Annotated in this window: 16 protein-coding genes and 1 pseudogene; 7 read left to right on the top strand and 10 right to left on the bottom strand. The window is 62.4% G+C overall.

The features are described from left to right. Nucleotides 1-556: 556 nt before the first annotated feature. Nucleotides 557-1,885 (bottom strand): 30S ribosomal protein S12 methylthiotransferase RimO, encoded by a 1,329-nt coding sequence (gene rimO / locus V8V93_RS01020; protein ID WP_338668507.1) that lies wholly within the window; start codon nucleotides 1,883-1,885, stop codon nucleotides 557-559. A 102-nt stretch (nucleotides 1,886-1,987) separates the two neighbouring features. Here rimO and V8V93_RS01015 point away from each other — a divergent pair, with 102 nt between their 5' ends. The 3 genes from V8V93_RS01015 (at nucleotide 1,988) to V8V93_RS01005 (ending at nucleotide 5,161) form a co-directional block, all read left to right on the top strand. Then, entirely contained in the window at nucleotides 1,988-3,469 is a 1,482-nt protein-coding gene (locus V8V93_RS01015) for a two-component system sensor histidine kinase NtrB (RefSeq protein WP_338668506.1), read from the top strand. Between the two features lie 39 nt (nucleotides 3,470-3,508). After that, nucleotides 3,509-4,117, top strand: coding sequence for an RdgB/HAM1 family non-canonical purine NTP pyrophosphatase (rdgB, locus tag V8V93_RS01010; protein WP_338668505.1), 609 nt, complete (start codon nucleotides 3,509-3,511; stop codon nucleotides 4,115-4,117). Between the two features lie 657 nt (nucleotides 4,118-4,774). Beyond that, a complete protein-coding gene (locus V8V93_RS01005) occupies nucleotides 4,775-5,161 on the top strand; it encodes a hypothetical protein (protein ID WP_338668504.1) in 387 nt (128 codons plus the stop codon). Between the two features lie 456 nt (nucleotides 5,162-5,617). Here the strand turns inward: V8V93_RS01005 and V8V93_RS01000 are convergent, their stop codons facing one another. Together V8V93_RS01000 and V8V93_RS00995 are read right to left on the bottom strand one after the other, a co-directional pair. After that, complete coding sequence (locus tag V8V93_RS01000) at nucleotides 5,618-5,686, bottom strand: hypothetical protein (protein ID WP_338670219.1); 69 nt, start codon at nucleotides 5,684-5,686, stop codon at nucleotides 5,618-5,620. Nucleotides 5,687-5,900: 214 nt separating this feature from the next. Next, nucleotides 5,901-6,098 (bottom strand): annotated as a pseudogene (locus V8V93_RS00995) (aminoacetone oxidase family FAD-binding enzyme); the annotation flags it as partial. Nucleotides 6,099-6,265: 167 nt separating this feature from the next. Here V8V93_RS00995 and purT point away from each other — a divergent pair. Next, the gene (gene purT, locus V8V93_RS00990) at nucleotides 6,266-7,447 is read left to right on the top strand and encodes a formate-dependent phosphoribosylglycinamide formyltransferase (protein ID WP_338668503.1); all 1,182 of its coding nucleotides are present in this window, start codon (nucleotides 6,266-6,268) and stop codon (nucleotides 7,445-7,447) included. A 205-nt stretch (nucleotides 7,448-7,652) separates the two neighbouring features. On the opposite strand, the gene V8V93_RS00985 is transcribed toward purT, so the two are convergent. After that, nucleotides 7,653-8,750: an NAD(P)/FAD-dependent oxidoreductase gene (locus V8V93_RS00985; protein ID WP_422394392.1), complete on the bottom strand. Its 1,098-nt coding sequence runs from the start codon at nucleotides 8,748-8,750 to the stop codon at nucleotides 7,653-7,655. Between the two features lie 110 nt (nucleotides 8,751-8,860). Between V8V93_RS00985 and V8V93_RS00980 the strand changes: the two genes are divergently transcribed. Next, on the top strand, nucleotides 8,861-9,448 hold the full coding sequence (locus V8V93_RS00980; protein WP_338668502.1) for a DJ-1/PfpI family protein: 588 nt from the start codon (nucleotides 8,861-8,863) through the stop codon (nucleotides 9,446-9,448). Nucleotides 9,449-9,954: 506 nt separating this feature from the next. Next, a complete protein-coding gene (locus V8V93_RS00975) occupies nucleotides 9,955-10,722 on the top strand; it encodes an exodeoxyribonuclease III (RefSeq protein WP_338668501.1) in 768 nt (255 codons plus the stop codon). Nucleotides 10,723-10,839: 117 nt separating this feature from the next. On the opposite strand, the gene thpR is transcribed toward V8V93_RS00975, so the two are convergent. The 6 genes from thpR to V8V93_RS00945 all read right to left on the bottom strand — a co-directional run bounded on the left by thpR (nucleotide 10,840) and on the right by V8V93_RS00945 (nucleotide 17,877). Next, the gene (thpR, locus tag V8V93_RS00970) at nucleotides 10,840-11,394 is read right to left on the bottom strand and encodes an RNA 2',3'-cyclic phosphodiesterase (protein WP_338668500.1); all 555 of its coding nucleotides are present in this window, start codon (nucleotides 11,392-11,394) and stop codon (nucleotides 10,840-10,842) included. A gap of 2 nt (nucleotides 11,395-11,396) precedes the next feature. Beyond that, nucleotides 11,397-11,576: a hypothetical protein gene (locus V8V93_RS00965; protein ID WP_338668499.1), complete on the bottom strand. Its 180-nt coding sequence runs from the start codon at nucleotides 11,574-11,576 to the stop codon at nucleotides 11,397-11,399. Between the two features lie 104 nt (nucleotides 11,577-11,680). Next, the gene (locus V8V93_RS00960) at nucleotides 11,681-13,000 is read right to left on the bottom strand and encodes a malic enzyme-like NAD(P)-binding protein (protein ID WP_338668498.1); all 1,320 of its coding nucleotides are present in this window, start codon (nucleotides 12,998-13,000) and stop codon (nucleotides 11,681-11,683) included. A gap of 275 nt (nucleotides 13,001-13,275) precedes the next feature. Next, nucleotides 13,276-14,295, bottom strand: coding sequence for a TAXI family TRAP transporter solute-binding subunit (locus tag V8V93_RS00955; protein WP_338668497.1), 1,020 nt, complete (start codon nucleotides 14,293-14,295; stop codon nucleotides 13,276-13,278). Nucleotides 14,296-14,760: 465 nt separating this feature from the next. After that, complete coding sequence (locus V8V93_RS00950; RefSeq protein WP_338668496.1) at nucleotides 14,761-16,689, bottom strand: TRAP transporter permease; 1,929 nt, start codon at nucleotides 16,687-16,689, stop codon at nucleotides 14,761-14,763. Between the two features lie 219 nt (nucleotides 16,690-16,908). Then, nucleotides 16,909-17,877 carry a TAXI family TRAP transporter solute-binding subunit gene (locus V8V93_RS00945; RefSeq protein WP_338668495.1) on the bottom strand — a complete coding sequence of 323 codons (969 nt, stop codon included), beginning with the start codon at nucleotides 17,875-17,877 and terminating at the stop codon, nucleotides 16,909-16,911. Between the two features lie 325 nt (nucleotides 17,878-18,202). Here V8V93_RS00945 and V8V93_RS00940 point away from each other — a divergent pair, with 325 nt between their 5' ends. After that, complete coding sequence (locus tag V8V93_RS00940) at nucleotides 18,203-18,961, top strand: RNA methyltransferase (RefSeq protein WP_338668494.1); 759 nt, start codon at nucleotides 18,203-18,205, stop codon at nucleotides 18,959-18,961. The last annotated feature ends 76 nt before the right edge of the window (nucleotides 18,962-19,037 follow it).

Genomic DNA, 19,037 nt, shown 5'->3' with positions numbered 1-19,037 from the left:
ACTGGATGGATGTCTGCTTCGCAGACTCGATCCAGCCTGCGCTTCGCCGCCGGAGACGGGCTCTAGGGTCCGCTTCCGATTGCTGTCCTCGGTCTGTAAGAATCGGGCTGCCGCATTCGGTTTGGCGTTGGGATCGGCAGGAACTTATTTCGGCAGCCATGGAGCGCCTCGCACCGAGGCACGCCCTCCCGCTCCCCGCCAATCCTCTTCCCTGCACCCAAACGAGCCCTTGATCGGGGGGTTAGAAGCTGACCGCGAGGGGCGGCGGCTCTTCGAATCGCAGCGAGCGCAGCGAGCCTCGATTCGGGAGCCGGCCCGAGCGGATCAGCTTCTTATCCCCCGATCTCCGGGCGGCCGCGCTACACTCCAAGGCCCTTTTTTTCGTCTATTTTTTTGGGCCAGCAAAAAAATGGACCCCGCCGGGAGGGCATGGAGCAAGTGCAGGGGCTTGAGCCCCGCACAGCGGCTCTCAGCGGTGCAACCGCGCATTTTATCCCACAAAAAAAGCCGCCCCCAAGGGCGGCCTTCCTTTTCCTCTTCTCTTTCCGCAGAAGGCCTACACAAGACCTGAAAGGTCGTACGTGTCCGCCTTCTCAATCTCCACATCGAGGATGTCGCCCAACTCCAACCGGGTGTCGGGCGGCGCGCCTACATAGGTCACCCCATCCACCTCCGGGGCCTGGAACCAGGCGCGGCCCACGTACAGGCCGGGCCACTCGTCCGACTCCCGCTCGATGACCACGGGCAGGGTCTCGCCGACATATCCTTCCAGAATCTCGGCGCTGATCTCGGCCTGGAGCTCCATGAGCCGGTCTTTGCGCTCCTGTTTGACCTCGTCCGGGACCTGGTTTTCCATGGCCGCGGCCGGGGTGCCCTCCTCGGCCCAGTAGGGGAAGACCCCGAGGTGGTGGAACCGGGTGCGGCGCACGAAGTCCATGAGGGCTTCGAATTGTTCGTCCGTCTCGCCGGGATAGCCGACGATGAAGGTGGTCCGCAGGGCCGCGTCCGGGAAGAAGGACCGGACCCGGTCCACGACCTTGTCCGGATCGCGGGCGAACGGGCGGCCCATGGACGCGAGCACGTCCGGGTGGGCGTGCTGCAACGGGATGTCGAAATAGGGCAGGAACGGCGCGCCCGTGTCGCGCAGCAGGCCGAGCAGGGACTCGGTCAGCCCGGCCGGGTAGAGATACATGATGCGCAGCCACTCCAGGTTCGGGATGGCGGCCAGCCCCTTGATCAGGGCGGGCAGGTCGTGACCCTGGCCGAGGTCCGAGCCGTAGGCCGTGGAGTCCTGGCCGACCACGATGATCTCGGGTACCTGGCCAGCCAGCAGCCGGGCCTCGTCCAGGAGGAAATCCACCGGCCAGCTCTTGTGCGGGCCGCGAATGGACGGGATGGTGCAGAACCGGCAGTTGTGTGAGCACCCCTCCGAGACCTTGAGAAAGGCGTACGCCGGGCCGGTGGAAAGGTTGCGCGGTGTGTCGCCGGGCAGGTTCAGGGCCAGGGCTTCGGCGGCCATGGCGGGCCACAGCTCGATCTCCTCGGTGTTCAGCCACAGGTCCACCTCGGGCAGCCCGTTCTTGAGGTCCTGGCCGTAGCGCGAGACCAGGCACCCGGCCACGCAGACGAGCGGCTTGCGGCCCAGGCCCTCGGCCACTTCCGAGGCCTCGCGGACCACGTCCAGGATGGTGCCGATGGACTCCTCGATGGCGGGCTGGATGAAGCCGCAGGTGTTGACCAGGACCAGGTCGGCGTCGGCCACGGCGTCCGCCGGGACCATGTTCGAGCCGAGCGCGCCGAGCAGCCGTTCGGTGTCCACCCGGTTTTTGGGACACCCCAGGCTGACGGTGTATGTTCGCACGAGTGTGGTTGCCGGTTTCGCCATGTCATTTCCTTTGATAACGTTACTTGAATGGGGTAATCTTGTGTTGGTGCAAAGTCCAGCCTGGGCGCGTGCCAGATGAGCACAGGTCGGGGAGGAGGTCAAATGATCGAAGGATCCATCGTGGACGAAAAGCGATATGTCATCGGAGTCATCGGAGACATCCCTGCCTTGCTCGCCCTCTGGGAGATGTTCAAGGACCAGAGCAACGACGAGACCCTCAGGGAGATCGGCGTGGTGGCCGTGGCCCTGCCGGGCGAGTCCGTGCTGCCCGAGGCCACCGACGCGGGCCGGATCGTCCCCACCTATGCGGGCTACAAGGCCATGCTCGAAAAGCATCCCGAGATCAACATGATCATCGAGGCCACGGGCCGCCCGAGCCTGGTTTTCGAATTGCGCAAGTACCTGCCCCCGGCCATCACCCTGGTGGAGCGCGGCGCGGCCCAGTTCTTCATCAACCTGCTGGCCTCCAACCAGATGTGGGTGGCCTGCAAGGTGGACCTGCTGCATACGCAGACCATGCTCAAGACCATCGTCGACCAGATGGACCAGGAGATCCTGTTTCTGAACCGGGACGGCATGGTGGTGGGCATGAACCAGACCGTGCTGGACCGCTCCGGCCTGCCCAAGCGGGCCCTGATGGGCAAGCACTACTGCGACGTCTTCACCCGGTCCAAGGAGGGGGAATGCGAGGAGTGGGAGGACCCCTTCGAGCGGACCATGATGACCCACGCCCCGGCCGAGGCGACCACCAGCCTGGTGGACCCGGACGGGCGGGTGCAGTATTTCCGGGTCTACACCAGCCCGGTGGCGGACGAGGACGGGGCGGTCAACCACGTGGTCGCCATGCGCCGGGACATCACCCAGCGCCGGGCCATGGAGAACCGGCTGCAACAGGCCGAGCGGCTGGCTTCCATCGGCGAACTGTCCACCTACATGGCCCACGAGATCCGCAACCCGCTTTTTTCCATCAGCGGCTTCGCCAATTCGCTCATGCGCGACAAGGACGTGGGCACCAAGGCGCGCGAGAAGCTGTCCATCATCCTGGACGAATCCCGGCGGCTGGACGAGGTCCTGCGCAGCTTGCTCAACTTCACCCGGCCCACCGAGGCCCAGGTGGCCGAAGTGGACCTGAACGAGGTGGTCCGCGCCACCATGGACGTCATGCAGTTGCCGTGCTCCAATCAGAATGTGGTCCCGCACGTCTCCCTGGACGAGGGCATGGCCAGGGTCCACGCCAACCCGGACCTGATCAAACAGTGCCTCATCAACCTGATCAAGAACGCCCTGGAGGCCATGAAATCGGGCGGCAAGCTGTACGTGACCACCGCCATGAACCAGGACATGGCCGTGCTCGCCGTGGAAGACACCGGCGTGGGTATCCCGCTGGACATCCGCGACAAGATTTTCAGCCCGTTCTTCTCCACCAAGGACAAGGGCGTCGGCCTGGGCCTGGCCCAGATCCACAAGATCGTGGGCGAGCTGGGCGGCCGGGTGGACCTGGTCTCCATGGAGGGGGTCGGCACCAAGGTCACCCTGTTCCTGCCGCCCACCCTGGCGGTTGAAGATTCGGGCGACTCCGCGTAGGTTCATCCCCCTGAACAAACCACCTCAGGGGGATAATCCATGGACACCATCGTTCTGGCGACCAACAACAAGGGCAAGATCCGGGAACTCTCGGTCATGCTCGAGCCCTTCGGCGTGGCCGTGAAGAGCCTGGCCGAATTCCCGGAGATCGGGGACATCCCCGAGACCGGCGAGACCTTTCTGGACAACGCCTTCATCAAGGCGCGCACCGTGGCCGAGCTGACCGGCCTGGTGGCCGTGGCCGACGATTCGGGCATCGAAATCGACGCCCTGGACGGCCGCCCCGGCGTCTATTCCGCGCGCTACGCGGGCGAGCAACACGACGACCACGACAACAACGAAAAGATGCTGGCCGAGATGAAGGACGTGCCCGAGGACAAACGCACCGGCCGCTACCGCTGCGTCATGGCCGCCTCCGCCCCCAACGGCGCGGAGATCACCGCGGACGGCGCCTACGAGATTACCGTCGGCCACGGCTACAAAGGCCGGGGCGGCTTCGGCTACGACGTCATCGTCATCGACCCCGACTTCGGCTGCCACGTGGCCGAGCTCGACCCCGAGGTCAAGAACGGCAAGTCCCACCGGGGCAAGGCCATGCAAAAGCTGCTGGAACAGTGGCCGGATTTCTGGGAGAAGGCCAACAAGTAGGCCTGTGTTGGGGCCTCCGGCGGCTGCTCGCCGCAGGGGCGTCTCCGACGGGCAGGGCGCTGCCCTGCACCCGCCAGGGAGCAAAGCCCCCTGGACCCCCATGTCGCCTCCGGCGAGGTCCGGAGGAACGCCCCTCGCTGTGCCGGTTTGCGATTTGCGCAAGAAAAACGAGAAACGCCGTGCCATGATCCAATCATGGTGCGGCGTTTTCCTTGCGCAAATCGCGGGTTGTTTTTTGGGGGGGCGGAATGGCGGCGGAGAGGAGAGATGTGAACCTTCGTTGGAGTTCCCCCCCGTAGCACGCTTAGCAGGCGTGCTCTTTAAGTCGGACTCGGTTTCTTCAGTTGATTCGGGCAGTTATACGAGTGCAACTGGAGTCAAAAGAAGCTCTCCGAGGGTCTGTTTTTCAGCAAGTCACCGCAGCAACTGCTAGCTCTGCTGTAGCAAGTTGCTGTAGCAAAAATCAAGGGCAGAATGAGGCTCACCTCACAGTACCGTCCTGACCTGCTAGGTCCCGCTCTGCTCTAACTGCTACAGGATGATCCACAAGGGTGACAATATCGGTTGAAGGGCTAAAAGAAATATTTGACCCAAATATTAAAGCTAGATAACGATTTCTTAACAATAAATTAGTCACCACATCTAGGGAGGACAACCATGAAAGGCAACTATTTCATTGCAATCAGCTTGTTAATCCTCATTGCCCTACCATTAACGTCTTGCAAGACGAATAAGTCATACAACCCTGCATACGGATTTGCTGATGCTAACCCAACAGCTTATAACAATGACCTGTCCATGTGCCGTCAAGAGGCCATGCGAGTCTACCCGGCAATATCCCCGCCTCAACTACAACCCTTACCAGACTGCTCTCAAGCTAGAGGGATTACACTTGCAGGTATGTGCGGAAGTCAACAAGCTGCTGTTTCTAGGATGAACGAACAGGCAATGAATGAATACAAGAGGTACAATGATTCCCGATCAATGGCCATTAATTCATGCATGAGCCAGAGAGGGTGGAGAATAGTTACCGTTGAAGAATAACATATGATCTTAAACAGATTCTATTTAATAACGGCACTGACATTATGTTGCTTATTCATAAGCACAAATTCATCCTCTAGATCACGACTAGTATGTTATGTTCAGTATCAGACAGAAACAGGATGGTCGGACAAGTATCAACGCGAGGTTGACTTTCTTACAGGTGATGAACTCAACAACGCTACACGTAACTCAATGTATTCACCATATGCTAGTAACAATCTTTTTGCGTTGATTTGGTTTTCTGAAGACCAAGTAGCAATAGTTCAAATTAAAGCAACTATTTTCAACTCAGATCAAAGCTCAGTCCATAACATACTAATTTATGGACAAACTGGCGTAGATAAGAATGATCGCATTTGGAGATTCTCTCTACAGTGACGGCTCTCTTTATACTTGCCCCACTGCCCTGCTAGATTCTCAACCTGGGCGATGAGGTCATACGCCTACCACAGGTCATCCTAACCGATCCAACAGCCTTTTCACAGACGAAGGATGCCACTTGCCGTCACGAGCGGTCCTGATTTTCTGAGCGTTCAGTTCCTTCGCGATCCCGCAACAATCAGTCCATCTAGGGTATACGCTAAACTGACGAAGTCATTTATCCCCAAAGTGCCCATTTAGGATGCAATAAGGGCCTTGATTGACAACGTGTCAATCAAGGCCCTTATCTGATGAACTGAACAAATGGCGTAGGTGCTGTTCCCATATTTGGCCCTTTTCTGATGTGAGGCTTTGGCTAACAACCCAACACCGCCTCCCCGCACGCCTGCCCCGAGGCGAACGCCCAATGCAAATTGAACCCGCCCAAATGCCCCGCCACGTCGAGCGTTTCCCCGATCACATACCGCCCCGGCACGTCGCGGGCCGTGTCCACGCCGCAGACCGTTACTTCGGCCTTGGCGTTGCCCTCGGCTCCGGACGGGGTGATGGTGAAGCGGTGGACAGTTTCCACGCTGTATCCGTTCTCCCCCCGCCTGCCTGGTCCGGCGAGCCGTATCCGCCCGGAAATCGCAATGGGAAATCCTTTCAATTCGGGGGGAAATTTGGCATAGAGCTTTCTTTGTGTAACGCACAATTTTAATCAGCTCAAAGGGATCGGATATGACAGCATTGGGAACGGCCAAAACGGCATCGGCAAAGAAAATGATGCTTCTTGGTGGGGGCGAGCTCGGTAAGGAAGTGGTGATCGAAGCGCAGCGTCTCGGCATCGAGACGATTGTGGTCGATCGCTATGAAGATACCCCGGCCATGCAGGTGGCGCACCGTTCGTACACCATGTCCATGTTGGATGGCGACGCGCTCCGTCGGGTCATTACGGACGAGAAGCCGGACTATATCGTGCCCGAGATCGAGGCCATCGCCACGTCCACGCTGGTCGAGCTGGAAAAAGAGGGGTTCAATGTCGTCCCTACCGCCAATGCGACCAGGCTGACGATGGATCGCGAGGGCATCCGGCGTCTTGCCGCCGAGGAGGTCGGCCTGCCCACCTCGCCGTACCGCTTCGCCGATACGGAAGAGGAATACCGGGCGGCGGTGGCTGAAATCGGTATCCCCTGCGTGGTCAAGCCCGTCATGAGCTCTTCCGGAAAAGGGCAGTCCACGGTAAAAAGTGAGGCCGATATCCAAAAGGCGTGGGACTATTCCCAGTCCGGCGGCCGTACCGGTGAAGGGCGTGTCATTATCGAAAAGTTCGTTCCTTTTGACTACGAGATCACCCTCTTGACCGTGCGTCACGTTGACGGAACAACGTTTTGCGAGCCGATCGGACACCGGCAGGAAAATGGGGATTACCGCGAATCCTGGCAGCCGCAACCCATGAGTGAGGCGGCCCTTGCCCAAGCTCGTGACTATGCCCGCAAGATCACGGACGCCCTTGGTGGGCGCGGCCTTTTCGGGGTGGAACTCTTTGTCAAAGATGGTGATGTGATCTTCAGTGAAGTGTCCCCCCGCCCCCACGATACCGGCCTGGTCACTGTCATCTCTCAGGATTTAAGCGAATTCGCCCTGCATGTGAGAGCCGTTTTGGGTTTGCCGATTCCGGGGATCCGGCAATACGGAGCCGCCGCTTCAAGTGTGATTTTATCTAACGGCACATCGGACAAGCCCGCCTTTGACGGCGTGGACGTCGCGCTTCGCGAGGCGGATACAAAGGTGCTGATTTTCGGGAAAGGCGAATGCGCCGGAGTCCGCCGTCTCGGCGTTGCCCTGGCCCTTGCCGACGACGTCGAGGCTGCCGTGGAGAAGGCCAAAAGAGTTTCTTCCGCCGTGACTGTTTCGTATTAGCGGCAAGCGAAACCGCTTTCACTCAAAGCGTCCGCTTGAGCAGAAAAGGGCCTTGGTCGACAATGTGTCGACCAAGGCCCTTGTTTTGATGCACTACTGCGGCCCCTTCATGAGGGAGGGCTTCGGACAGCCCGCTACAGCACTTCTCCGCAAGCCTGCCCCGACGCAAACGCCCAATGTAAATTAAACCCGCCCAGGTGCCCGGTCACGTCGAGTGTTTCCCTATCACGTACAACCCCGGCACGTCGCGGGCCTCCATGGTCTTGGACGAGATGCGGGCCGTGTCCACGCCGCCGACCGTGACCTCGGCCTTGGCGTAGCCCTCGGTGCCGGACGGGGTGATGGAGAAGCTGTGGATGGCCTCGCAGGCCGTCTCTATCCGGGCCTTGGACAGTTGGCTGACCGGGCTGTCGGCCAGGGAGGCGTCCAGGAGCAGGGGGGGCAGCCGCTTGGGCAGGATGCGGGCGAGCAGGTTGCGCAGTTGCTGGTTGGAGGCGCGGTGCTCCTCGACGATGGCTTCCAGCCGCTGGCCGGGCAGAAAATCGATGGTCACAGGCCGGTTCTCGCGCCAGTAGCTGGACGCCTGGAGCACGGCCGGGCCGGAGATGCCCCGGTGGGTGAAGAGCAGGGGGTCGGTGAAGCGCACGCCTTCCGTCTCGACCGTGGCGGGCAGGGCGTTGCCCGCCATCTCCACGCACATGGCCTGCCGCTTCTTCGGGAAAACCAGGGGGACCAGGCCGGGCCGGGTCGCGGTGAGCTTGAGCCCGAATTGTTCGGCCAGCCGGAAGCCGAGGTCCGTGGCCCCGACCTGCGGCCAGGACGGCCCGCCCAGCGCCAGGACCAGCTTGTCGGCTATGATGCTCCGGCCGCCCGCCTCCACGGTGAACGGCCCGTCGCCGGACACCTTGCCGATCTCGCAGCCGGTCAGGAATTCCACGCCCGCCCGCTGGCATCTTTCAACGAGGGCACCGGCCACGCGGCCCGCGCCTTCCAGGGTGAACAACTGGCCGTGGTCGCGTTCCTCGTAGGTGATGCCGTTTTCTCCGAGGAAGCCGACCACGTCCCACGGCGAGAGCCGGGCCAGGGCGGACTTCACGAAATGCGGGTTCTCGCACAGATAGTGTTCGGGCGAGGCATGCAGGTTGGTGAAGTTGCACATGCCGCCGCCGGACACGCGGATCTTGCGCGCGGTCTTCAGCCCGTGGTCGATGACGGCCACCTTGCGGCCGCGCGCCCCGGCGGTCATGGCGCACCACAGGCCCGAGGCCCCGGCTCCGAGTATGACGGCGTCCAGTCTGTCCATGCGCCGGTTCTACGGCAAGGGACCTGGATTGTCACGAAACCGTGTTGACAAAAAACAGGGTGGGGCTATGATTTCGGAACCTGTAAAAACTCTACTCTGGAGGAAGCAAAATGGCTGCCAAGAAAATACTGATGCTCGTCGGCGACTTCGTGGAAGACTACGAAGCCATGGTTCCCTTTCAGATGCTCCTGATGGTCGGCCACACGGTCCACACTGTCTGCCCCGGCAAGAAGGCGGGCGAGACCGTGGCCACCGCCGTGCACGACTTCGAAGGGCACCAGACCTACTCCGAAAAACCGGGCCACAACTTCGGGGTGACCACCACCTTCGAGGATATCAAGGCCGAGGACTACGACGCCCTGGTCATCCCCGGCGGCCGCGCCCCCGAATATCTGCGCCTCAACCCGGACATCATCAAGTGCGTGCAGCACTTCGCGAGTGCGGGCAAGCCCATCGCGGCCATCTGCCACGGTCCGCAGATCCTGACCGCCGCGAACGTCATCAAGGGCAAGACCTCCACCGCCTATCCGGCGGTCAAGCCGGACATCGACGGCGCGGGCGGCACCTGGTGCGAGGTCAACGCCACGGCCTCCAACGCCTGCACGGACGGCAATCTCGTCACCGCCCCGGCCTGGCCCGCCCACCCCGAGTGGATGCGCGAGTTCCTCAAGGTGCTCGGCTCGACCATCGAGCCCTAGTCCACGGTTCTCCGAGCGATCGAAAACAGGCGGCCCGGCGAATTTCTCCGGGCCGCTCCGCTTTCCTTCCCGGCCGGTTTCTGCTATGAGCAAATCAACAATTGCCTACAATACGTGGAGGATGCGAACATGATGGGTTATTTCTGGTTTTTCCTGGGGCTGTTCCTGACCGTGGCCGCGCTGGTCATGATCAAGGTCAGTTCCCCGAACGGACACTAGTTTTCGCCGCGCACGCGGCATGAGGGGAATCGGTCCGGCCGGTTCCCCTTCGCTTTTTTCAGCCCCCTTCAAGATGCGCAACCCTCCGCGCCGAAGGCGCAAAAGGGGATGCAAGGGTGCGACCCTTGCCCGCCGGAGGCGCCAAATCCGCAGGACAGCGGATTTGGACCGCGCCAAAAGGCGCGACCCCGAAGGGGCGAGCTCCGGGACAGTGCGAGCCAAATCACCCGACCATCGCCGCGAAGCGGCCTCCTGTCCCAATTTTCCCTTTCCCAAAAGGAGACGCAATGATCATCTATTCCTGGAACATCAACGGGTACCGGGCCGTGCTCAAGAAGGATTTCCGCGACTGGCTGGACGGCTGCGGCGGGGACGTGGTCATGCTGCAGGAGACCAAGGTCGAGCCGGACCAGCTCGACCCGGAGGATCGCGAGCCGGACTCCTATTCCAACCACTACTGGAACTGGTCCAAGAAAAAAAAGGGCTATTCCGGTGTGGCCTGCTTCGCCAACCCCGAGCCGTTGTCCTGGGACACCGGCCTGCCCGACGGCCGGTTCCGCGACGAGGGCCGGGTGCTTCACCTCGAATACCCGGACTTCCACCTGTTCAACATCTATTTCCCCAACGGCCAGATGTCCGACGAGCGCCTGGACTTCAAGATGGGCTTCTACGACACCTTCCTCGAACACGCCCAAGCGCTGCGCAAGACCAAGCCCATCGTGGTCGGCGGCGACTTCAACACCGCGCACCGCGAGATCGACCTCAAGAATCCCAAGGCCAACAGCGAGCGGTCCGGGTTCCTGCCCGTGGAACGCGCCTGGATCGACAAGTTCATCGAGCACGGCTACGTGGACACCTTCCGTCTGTTCGAGGACGGCCCGCACCACTACTCCTGGTGGTCCTACCGCTTCAACGCCCGCAAGAACAACGCCGGGTGGCGCATCGACTACTTCTTCGTGTCCGAGGAACTCAAGGACAAGGTGGTCCGCGCCTGGATCGAACCCGACGTCATGGGCTCCGACCACTGCCCCATTGGGGTGGAGATCGACGTTTAGGGGCGGTGCCTCCCCCGGGCCCCCATCCCCTCTTCCTTCCTAAACTTTTTGGGTGCCTTCGGCAGGGGCGCGCTTCCGTGGGGATGCGTGCGTTTTGATGCTCAAGCGATGGTTGAACTATTGGGCCGGGAATTCGGCCAAGGCGGTGTGGATGGCTCCCTTGGGGGTGAGGGTGCTTTGCCAGAGGGTGAAGTGGGTTACGGTGAAAGGCGGCCATTCGTGTGCGGCCGCCGCGTCGAGGACCGGGGTCCAGTCGCCGGGGGCGGGCCTGCGTACCCGGCCCAGCGTCAGGTGCGGGCGGAAGGGTTTCTTTTCACGGGGGATGCCGAGGGCGGCCAGCCCGTCTTCGATGGCCCCGGTCAGGTCCGCGCTCTGCTCGCCGCCCTCGGCCAGGCCGAGCCAGAGGACCTTCGGGCGTCTCGCGTCCGGGAACGCGCCTGCGCCTCCGGCCCGCAGGGTGAAGGCGGTAAAATCCACGGCGGCCAGGGCCGCTTTCAGGGACGGGATGCGCGCCTCGTCCGTTTCGCCGAGAAACTTCAGGGTCAGGTGCCAGGTGTCGGGCTTGGACCAGTTGGTGCTGGCATCGGTAAGGCTGGAAAGTGCCTTGATGAGGGGATTGAGTTCTTGCCGATAAGCGTCCGGTAACTCTATGCCGATGAACAGTCGGGGCACGGCTATTCGTCCTTTCCGTCCAGGGCCTGGCCGAAAATCGTCAGGTCGCCGAGCACCTCGGCCATGGCCGCGCTCAGCGCCTCGGGCAGCCCGTCGGCCCCGGCGATGGCCAGTAGTTGGTCCGGGTCGATGCCATGCTGCTCAGCCAGTGCGCGCAGTTCTTGAAGGGTGGTTTCGTCCATCTGCAAAGCATAGATGACAATGTCCCCCTGCGCAACGGCATCACCTCTTCACAAAAAAAGGCCGGACAATGCGTCCGGCCTTTCAATGCGTATCGTCGTTTCAACTAGATGTCGTACCCGAAGGAGTCGACCACCAGCTTGGTGCGGGCGTGGGAGGCGGCCATGCGGGCTTCGAGGTCCTTGGCGTACTGGTCGAGGTCCAGTGCGATCTGGGCCACGCCGGTGTCCATGGCGGCCTTGGCCACGGCCGGGGCCAGCCAGGTGAGCACGCGCGGGTCGAGCGGTTTGGGGATGATGTAGTCGATGCCGAATTCGAGTTTGTCCACGCCGAAGGCGTCGCAGATGTCCTGGGAGACCGGCTCCTTGGCCAGGCGGGCCAGGGCGTCGGCCGCGGCGATCTTCATCTCCTCGTTGATGGTCTTCGCGCGGCAGTCGAGCGCGCCACGGAAGATGAACGGGAAGCCGAGCACGTTGTTGACCTGGTTCGGGAAGTCGGACCGGCCGGTGCCCATGATGATGTCCGGGCGCACTTCCTTGACCGCCTCGTAGGTGATCTCCGGGTCCGGGTTGGCGCAGGCGAAGATGATGGCGTTGTCGGCCATGGTCTTGACCATGTCCTGGTTGATGGCGTCCTTGACGGACAGGCCCAGGAACATGTCGGCCCCGACCATGCAGTCGGCCAGGGAGCCCTTGTCCTCGGCCTGGGCGTAGGCGGCCTTGAACTCGTTGAGGCCCTCGCGCCCGGCGTGGATCAGGCCGCGCGAGTCGAACATGAAGATGTTCTCGCGCTTGACGCCCATGTGCACGTACAGGTTGGAGCAGGCGATGGCCGCCGCGCCCGCGCCCGACACCACGATCTTGATCTCTTCGATCTTCTTGCCGGAGATCTCCAGGGCGTTGATGATGCCCGCGGCCGAGATGATGGCCGTGCCGTGCTGGTCGTCGTGGAAGACCGGGATGCCCATCTCGGCCTTGAGCCGGGTCTCGATCTCGAAGCACTCGGGGGCCTTGATGTCCTCCAGGTTGATGCCCCCGAAGGTCGGCTCCAGCAGCTTGCAGAACGCGACCACCTCGTCGGGCGTCTTGGCATTGATGTTCAGGTCGTAGACGTCGATGTCGGAGAAGATCTTGAACAGGACGCCCTTGCCCTCCATGACCGGCTTGCCCGCCTCGGGGCCGATGTTGCCCAGGCCGAGCACGGCGGTGCCGTTGGAGACCACGGCCACCAGGTTGCCCTTGTTGGTGTACTCAAAGACCTTTTCCGTGTCCGCGTGGATGGCCCGGCAGGCCTCGGCCACGCCGGGGCTGTAGGCCATGGACAGGTCCTTCTGGTTCCTGCACGGCTTGATGGAGATGACCTCCAGTTTGCCCTTGCGTTTGCTGGAGTGGTAGTTGAGCGCTTCTTCCTTGGTGAACAATGCCATGATCAGGCCTCCCTTGATTCAGTTATGGCCCAGTCGTTGAAGAGCGGAAAAGTGATGCGCGGACCGGCGCGGCCCGTGGCTGACAACCTCCCGACAGACTGGTGTGACCGCAATATAGATGACCATTCGTACGAGGGTTTTTCAATTTCCGTCAAGTAGTATTTATCCTTGCACGGCAACGCATTGCGGGCGATTGGCGGTCGACTGGTTGAGCGGTCAGCCAAATCAATAGGTTGGACCAATTTGTCGCCGGGAGAAGGCGGGAAAGAATGTCGCTAGGGCATCAGAATGGGCGGTATCTCCAGCCGGTGTTCGGACCAGAAGTGGACGGCGCCGGGATGCAGGGGGATGGACAGGTTGTCGATGCCGGTCTCCGGTCCCATCGACCCGGCCGCGCCGTGGATGCGGCGCATTTCCTTGAGCCGCTTGGCGGAGAAAACGGCCTGGAGGCTGTCGTATACGGTTTTGTTGTCCAGGCCGGGGCGGACGCACCACAGGGCCGCGTCCTGGAAGGTGTCCACGGGTTCGGTCTGGCCCGGATAGGTCCCGGCCGGAATGGTCGCCCGCGAATAAAAGGGATAGAGTTGGTAGAAACCGGAGATCGTGGCCGCCTCGTGCAGGTCCATAAGCCGCACCGGGACGGCCGCTGCCGCCTCGATGACCGCGGTGGTGGGAGCGCCCGCCAGGGTCCAGAATCCGTCAACCTTGCCGGCCGCAAAATCGGCCGCCGCCTCGGCATACCCCTCGGGGAGGTGCTCGAATCGGGTCCAGAGCTTGAGGTGCCGGAAAAATCGCTCCGCGGAAAGGGCCGCGCCCGAGCCGGGGTTGCCCACGGCGATGACCTTGCCCCGGAGGTCCAGGACGGTGTGAATCTTCGAGTCCGCGCGGATCACCAGTTGGGCCGGGGCCCAGTACAGAAACGCCATGGCCTGGATGTCGGCGTATTTCTTGTCCAGGCACCGCAGCTTGCCGGTGCGGCCTAGGAAGGCGTCGCCCGCGTTGACGATGGCCATGTCCGCCTTGCCTGCGCACAGGGCCAGGAGATTGCTCACCGAGCCGCCGGACTGCCTGGCCCGGACGTCCAGATTGGGCACGTCCTCGGAGATGACCGCGGCCATCTTGTTGGCGAAGTGGTTGAAGGTGCCGCCGCGCGGGCCGCCGTTGAAGGTCAGGGTCCGGGGCTTGGCCCGTGGGTTGTCCGAATGCGCCTCGCCCGGCGTCCCGGACGAGCAGCCCATGGCCGCGACAAGGGCCAGGCAGCACAGGGCGGACAGGACGGGAAACAAACGCGGCATCGAACCTCCGGAACCAAAGGGTGGGGCGCGCCGCCTCGTGCGGCAACCTTCGGGATGGACGGGTTTTTGCCACACGCCGTCCGTTAAGACAACGCGCGAACGCCCTGCGGCCGAAGATTATAATGACCCGTGGGATTGCCTTCGTTGCGGGCCGCCGGGACTTCCGAGCCCGGTGTGCTCCCTTCGGAACGGTTGCCAACGCCGCGTACGGGGCGGACGGAACGCGGGAAAATAGTCCTGCGGCGCCTTGAGACGCCTGGAGAAGAGGACGGCTTCCCCAGGCTCTGCCATCCGTGCAGCGGCACAAAAAGTTTGGGAAAAGGAGGGGATGGGGGGCCGGGGGAAGGGGGGGAACGAACCCTTTTCAAAGGGTTTTTCCTCCCCTTCCCCCGGCCGCCGGAGGCAAAAACAAAAGGGGGGCGGTTTACCGCCCCCCTTTTGTTTGTTCGGCCGTTGCTTCTCGGCTCAGGCCGGGGCGAAGCCGAGGATGCGTTTGAGGGGTTTGACCCAGATGAAGCTGAGGAACCAGGCATAGGCGAACACGGCCACGGTGATGGCGCAGAACGAGATGAGGATGTTCTGCGTGGGCGCGTCCAGGGTGAAGGCCGGGACGTAGGCGAAGATGAACGGCGCCAGGTAGAGGAACTTGGCGAACTTGAACGAGGTGAAGGCGGTCCGCCACATGTTGGCCCCGGCGATGGTCGCGCCCGCAAAGGCGGCAATGCAGACCGGCGGGGTGATGTTGGAGTCCTGGGACAGCCAGTAGACGATCATGTGTGCGGCCACCAGGTTGACGCCCAGGTGGGTCAGTGCCGGGACCGCGACCACGGCGGTGATCAGGTAGGCGGCGGTGACGGGCACGCCCATGCCGAGCACGAGCGAGGCCAGGGCGATGAGCAGGATGGTCAGGACGAGGTTGCCGTCGGCCAGTTCGATGACGATGTCGGCGAAGGTCAGGACTAGGCCGGAGTAGGTGAGCACGCCGATGATGATGCCGATGACGCCCACGGTGGCGCCGATCTTGAGGGAGTTGATGGTCCCCTCGCGCGCGGCGGCCACGAATCCGCCCAGTTCGTTCTTGAGCCCGGCCATGGTCTGTTTGCGCCAGGCGAACACGGCGGCCGAGACGACCAGGCCGTAGAGGAGCAGGACGCGTCCGGACAGGAACGGCTTGATGGTCGCGGCGGCTTCAGGCCCGCCGGCCTTGGCGATGAGTTTGACGAGCCAGGGGCAGAGGACCATGAAGGTCATGATCACGAGCAGGGTCGGATCGATGCGCGGGCCCTCGTCCTTGAAGGACAGGCCGATGCAGGCGGCCAGGCCGACGATGGCCGAGTATCCCGGGGAGTAGCCCGCGAGCATGAAGATGGTGATCAGGATGAGCGGCAGGGTGTAGAGCCATTCCTTGCGCAGAATTTCCATGGCCCCGGCCTTGTAGCGTTCGCCCACGATGTTGTTCTTCTTGGCCTCGTAGTGGACCATGACGAAGACCGAGAAGAAGTACATGATCGCCGGGAAGATGGCCACGAGCATGATGTGGGAGTAGGGCAGGCCGGTCATTTCCGCCATGATGAACCCGCCCGCGCCCATGATCGGGGGCATGAACATGCCGCCGATGGAGGCGGCGGGTTCGATACCGCCCGCCACGTGGGGCTTGAACCCGGCCTTTTTCATCATCGGGATGGTGAAGGTGCCGGTGGACACGGTGTTGGCAATGGCCGAGCCGGAGATGGACCCGAACAGGCCCGACGCGATGACCGAGACCTTGGCCGGGCCGCCGATCTTGTGGCCCACGGCGGCCAGGGGAAAGTCGATGAAGAACCGCTGGGCCCCGCATTTCTCCAGGAAAGCCCCGAAGAGCACGAATAGAATGATGTAGGTGGCCAGCACGTTGGCCATGATGCCGAACACGCCGTCCGAGCGGTAGAAGATGGAGGTGCACAGGTCCGGGAAGCTCGCGCCCGCGTGGGCGATGAGCTCGGGCATGTGTGCGCCGTACATGCCGTACAGGAGCATGAGCACGCCGATGAAGACGAAGACGTTGCCGACCACGCGGCGGGCCAGCTCGATGCCGATGAGCACCCCGATCATGGCCATGACCTTGTCTATGTCCTTCTCCATGCCGATGCGGTAGTTGATGACCTCGAAGTTCAGCATCCAATAGCCCACCGAGACCAGCGAGGCGAGCATGAGCAGGTAGTCCATGATCCGGGTGATCCGGTGTCTGGACTTGTAGAGCAGGAAGACGAGGATATACGTGATGATGACGTAGATGCCCCGGTGATATTGGGTTGCCGCCGGTTCGAAGATGGCCGACCAGGAGTAGAACAGGACCATGACCACCGACAGGAAGTCAAAGAGGAATCGCTCGAATCTGTTTAATTTGTCGTACATTGCGCGCTCTCGGCCGCCCTGGCGGGCGGCGGTTGGGGAATGTGCCGCACCTTGGGCCGGACCGTTCCCGGCCGCCCGTGACGGGAGACCGGACCATGGTCCGTGCGGGGCGGATCGGTTCGATGCGCGCGGGCCCGGCGGCTGGGTCCGGGGTGGCCGGGAACGCGCGATACGGGCGGGCCGCGCGGCCCGCCCGTGCACGATGTCGGGAGCGGGGGTCTACTTCAGGACGCCCATTTCCTTCCAGAACTTCACCGCACCGGGGTGCAGGGGAGTTGCTTCGGGGTTCACGCCCTTGAGGCCGTCGGCCACGCTCATGGCCTTGAAGGTCTTCTTCTGCTCGACCATGTGCTTGAGGCCCGCTTCGGACCAGATGGCCTTGAGGAGCTGGTAGACGTCCTCGGCCGGCACGTCGGCGTTGGCCACGAGCAGCGCGGAATCGAAGAAGGAGGGGGTATCGTGATCCACCCCGCGGTAGGTGCCCGCCGGGATGGTCAGCTTGCCGAAGTAGGGGTAGGCCTTGAAGTAGCCGGATTTTTCCGCGTCGGCCCCGACGTCGACCAGGTCGATGTCGTTGGTCTGCGCGGCCATGATCACGGCCCCGGACGGGTAGGCGGTCAGCAGCCAGAAGGCGTCGAGCTGTTCGTTGCCGAAGGCCTGGGCCGCGTCATTGTAGCCCATGGCGTTGCGTTCGATCTTGTCCCAGATGCCCAGGTGGGTGAAGAACCGCTCGCAGTTGGCGAACGCGCCGGAACCGGCGTTGCCCACGCCGACCTTCTTGCCGGCCAGGTCCAGGGTGGACTTGATGCCCGAACCCTTGCGGATGACCAACTGGGCGGGAGCGCCGTAGAGGTAGCCCACGGTCAGGACGTTCTCGTACTTGTTCGGATCGCCGGTCAGCTTGCCGTTGCGGCCAAGGTATACCTCACCCGCGTACACGGTGCCGAAGGCGCAGCGGCCCGCGTTGACCGTACGCAGGTTTTCGGTGGAGCCGCCCGAGGACTGGGCCTTGATCGAAAAGTTGGGGTTGTTCTTGATGGGGCCGAAGACCTGGATGGCGTTGGCGACGATCTGGAACGTACCGCCGGCCGGGCCGCCGCCGAACACGTAGCGCTTCTTGGCCTGCGCGTTGAAGGACATGCCGAAAACTAGGGCAAGGGCCAAGACCAGGATGTAAATCCGTTTCATGTTTCCTCCTAAGGAACCACAGAAGTTAATGAGGACCGCAACTTTTTTTACCGTCTGCATGATCATGCGCGGTAAACACACCCCCGGGGGAAAGACTATTCCACCCGGTATCCCGTTGTTGCACAGAATGACAAATATTTCAACGCAATTCTCTGACGGTGTGGGTCTCACTGCCTGATTTAATTATCTTTTATATAACCGGTTCTTATGTTTCCGACGACCGGGGTTTCCGCCCGCCGGGGGCTGCGGCGGGAAGGAATACGCCTTTTGACATCCCCCGGCGGTGTGGTACATGCCTCGTCGTCAACGCCCAAGGAGGGTTTCCATGTTGGATAAGCTCGTGGTGGTACTGTTCCGCCCCAAATACCCGGAGAACATCGGCTCGGCGGCCCGCGCATGCCTGAACATGGGCGTCTCGGAGCTGGTGGTCGTGGACCCGTACAATTTCAACATGGACAAGGCCCTGCCCCTGGCCACGGCCCACGCCCGGCACATCCTCGAATCCGCGCGCATCGTGGACACCCTGGAACAGGCCGTGGAAGGCTGCACCGCCATCTTCGGGACCACGGCCCGCACCGGGGGCTGGCGCAAGGGGATCATGGCTCCGGACACCCTGGCGGGCGTGGTCGACGAGCGGCTGCGCACCGGCGGCCGGGTGGCCGTGGTCTTCGGCCCGGAGGACAAGGGGCTGACCAACGAGGAGACCTCCATCTGCTCCGGCCTGGTGACCATCCCCACCAGCCGCGAGGGGACTTCCCTGAACCTGGCCCAGGCCGTGGTCGTGGTCCTGTACGAGTGCTTCAAACGCTCCCTGGCCGCACCGTTCACCCCGGACGGCCCGCCCGAGGAGCGGCCGACCACGGTCAAGGAACAGGAGGCCCTGTTCGGCAACCTCCAGGAGACCCTGCTGGCCATCGATTTCCTCAAGGACGACAACCCGGACTACTGGATGCTCCCGGTGCGCCGCTTCTTCAGCAAGATCAACCTGAAGCGCAACGAATTCAACCTGCTTATGGGCGTCTGCCGCCAGGTGCGCTGGTTCGTTGACAAATACGGGCCCGAAGGCAGGGACGAGGCGGAGTAGCGTCCGCGCCGAGGCCCGTGAAAAAGCCCTGCCGGATTGCGTCCGACAGGGCTTTTTCACGTCGTGAGGACCCGGC

Source organism: Pseudodesulfovibrio sp. 5S69 (assembly GCF_037094465.1).
Taxonomy (GTDB): Bacteria; Desulfobacterota; Desulfovibrionia; order Desulfovibrionales; family Desulfovibrionaceae; genus Pseudodesulfovibrio; species Pseudodesulfovibrio methanolicus.
This window is presented reverse-complemented; position numbering and strand designations above follow the sequence as displayed.

Excerpts from the sequence above, each read along its gene's own strand:
- rimO (WP_338668507.1), bottom strand. The coding sequence starts at position 1,885 with ATGGCGAAACCGGCAACCACACTCGTGCGAACATACACCGTCAGCCTG.
- V8V93_RS01015 (WP_338668506.1), top strand. The coding sequence starts at position 1,988 with ATGATCGAAGGATCCATCGTGGACGAAAAGCGATATGTCATCGGAGTC.
- rdgB (WP_338668505.1), top strand. The coding sequence starts at position 3,509 with ATGGACACCATCGTTCTGGCGACCAACAACAAGGGCAAGATCCGGGAA.
- V8V93_RS01005 (WP_338668504.1), top strand. The coding sequence starts at position 4,775 with ATGAAAGGCAACTATTTCATTGCAATCAGCTTGTTAATCCTCATTGCC.
- purT (WP_338668503.1), top strand. The coding sequence starts at position 6,266 with ATGACAGCATTGGGAACGGCCAAAACGGCATCGGCAAAGAAAATGATG.
- V8V93_RS00985 (WP_422394392.1), bottom strand. The coding sequence starts at position 8,750 with ATGGACAGACTGGACGCCGTCATACTCGGAGCCGGGGCCTCGGGCCTG.
- V8V93_RS00980 (WP_338668502.1), top strand. The coding sequence starts at position 8,861 with ATGGCTGCCAAGAAAATACTGATGCTCGTCGGCGACTTCGTGGAAGAC.
- V8V93_RS00975 (WP_338668501.1), top strand. The coding sequence starts at position 9,955 with ATGATCATCTATTCCTGGAACATCAACGGGTACCGGGCCGTGCTCAAG.
- V8V93_RS00965 (WP_338668499.1), bottom strand. The coding sequence starts at position 11,576 with ATGGACGAAACCACCCTTCAAGAACTGCGCGCACTGGCTGAGCAGCAT.
- V8V93_RS00960 (WP_338668498.1), bottom strand. The coding sequence starts at position 13,000 with ATGGCATTGTTCACCAAGGAAGAAGCGCTCAACTACCACTCCAGCAAA.
- V8V93_RS00955 (WP_338668497.1), bottom strand. The coding sequence starts at position 14,295 with ATGCCGCGTTTGTTTCCCGTCCTGTCCGCCCTGTGCTGCCTGGCCCTT.
- V8V93_RS00950 (WP_338668496.1), bottom strand. The coding sequence starts at position 16,689 with ATGTACGACAAATTAAACAGATTCGAGCGATTCCTCTTTGACTTCCTG.
- V8V93_RS00945 (WP_338668495.1), bottom strand. The coding sequence starts at position 17,877 with ATGAAACGGATTTACATCCTGGTCTTGGCCCTTGCCCTAGTTTTCGGC.
- V8V93_RS00940 (WP_338668494.1), top strand. The coding sequence starts at position 18,203 with ATGTTGGATAAGCTCGTGGTGGTACTGTTCCGCCCCAAATACCCGGAG.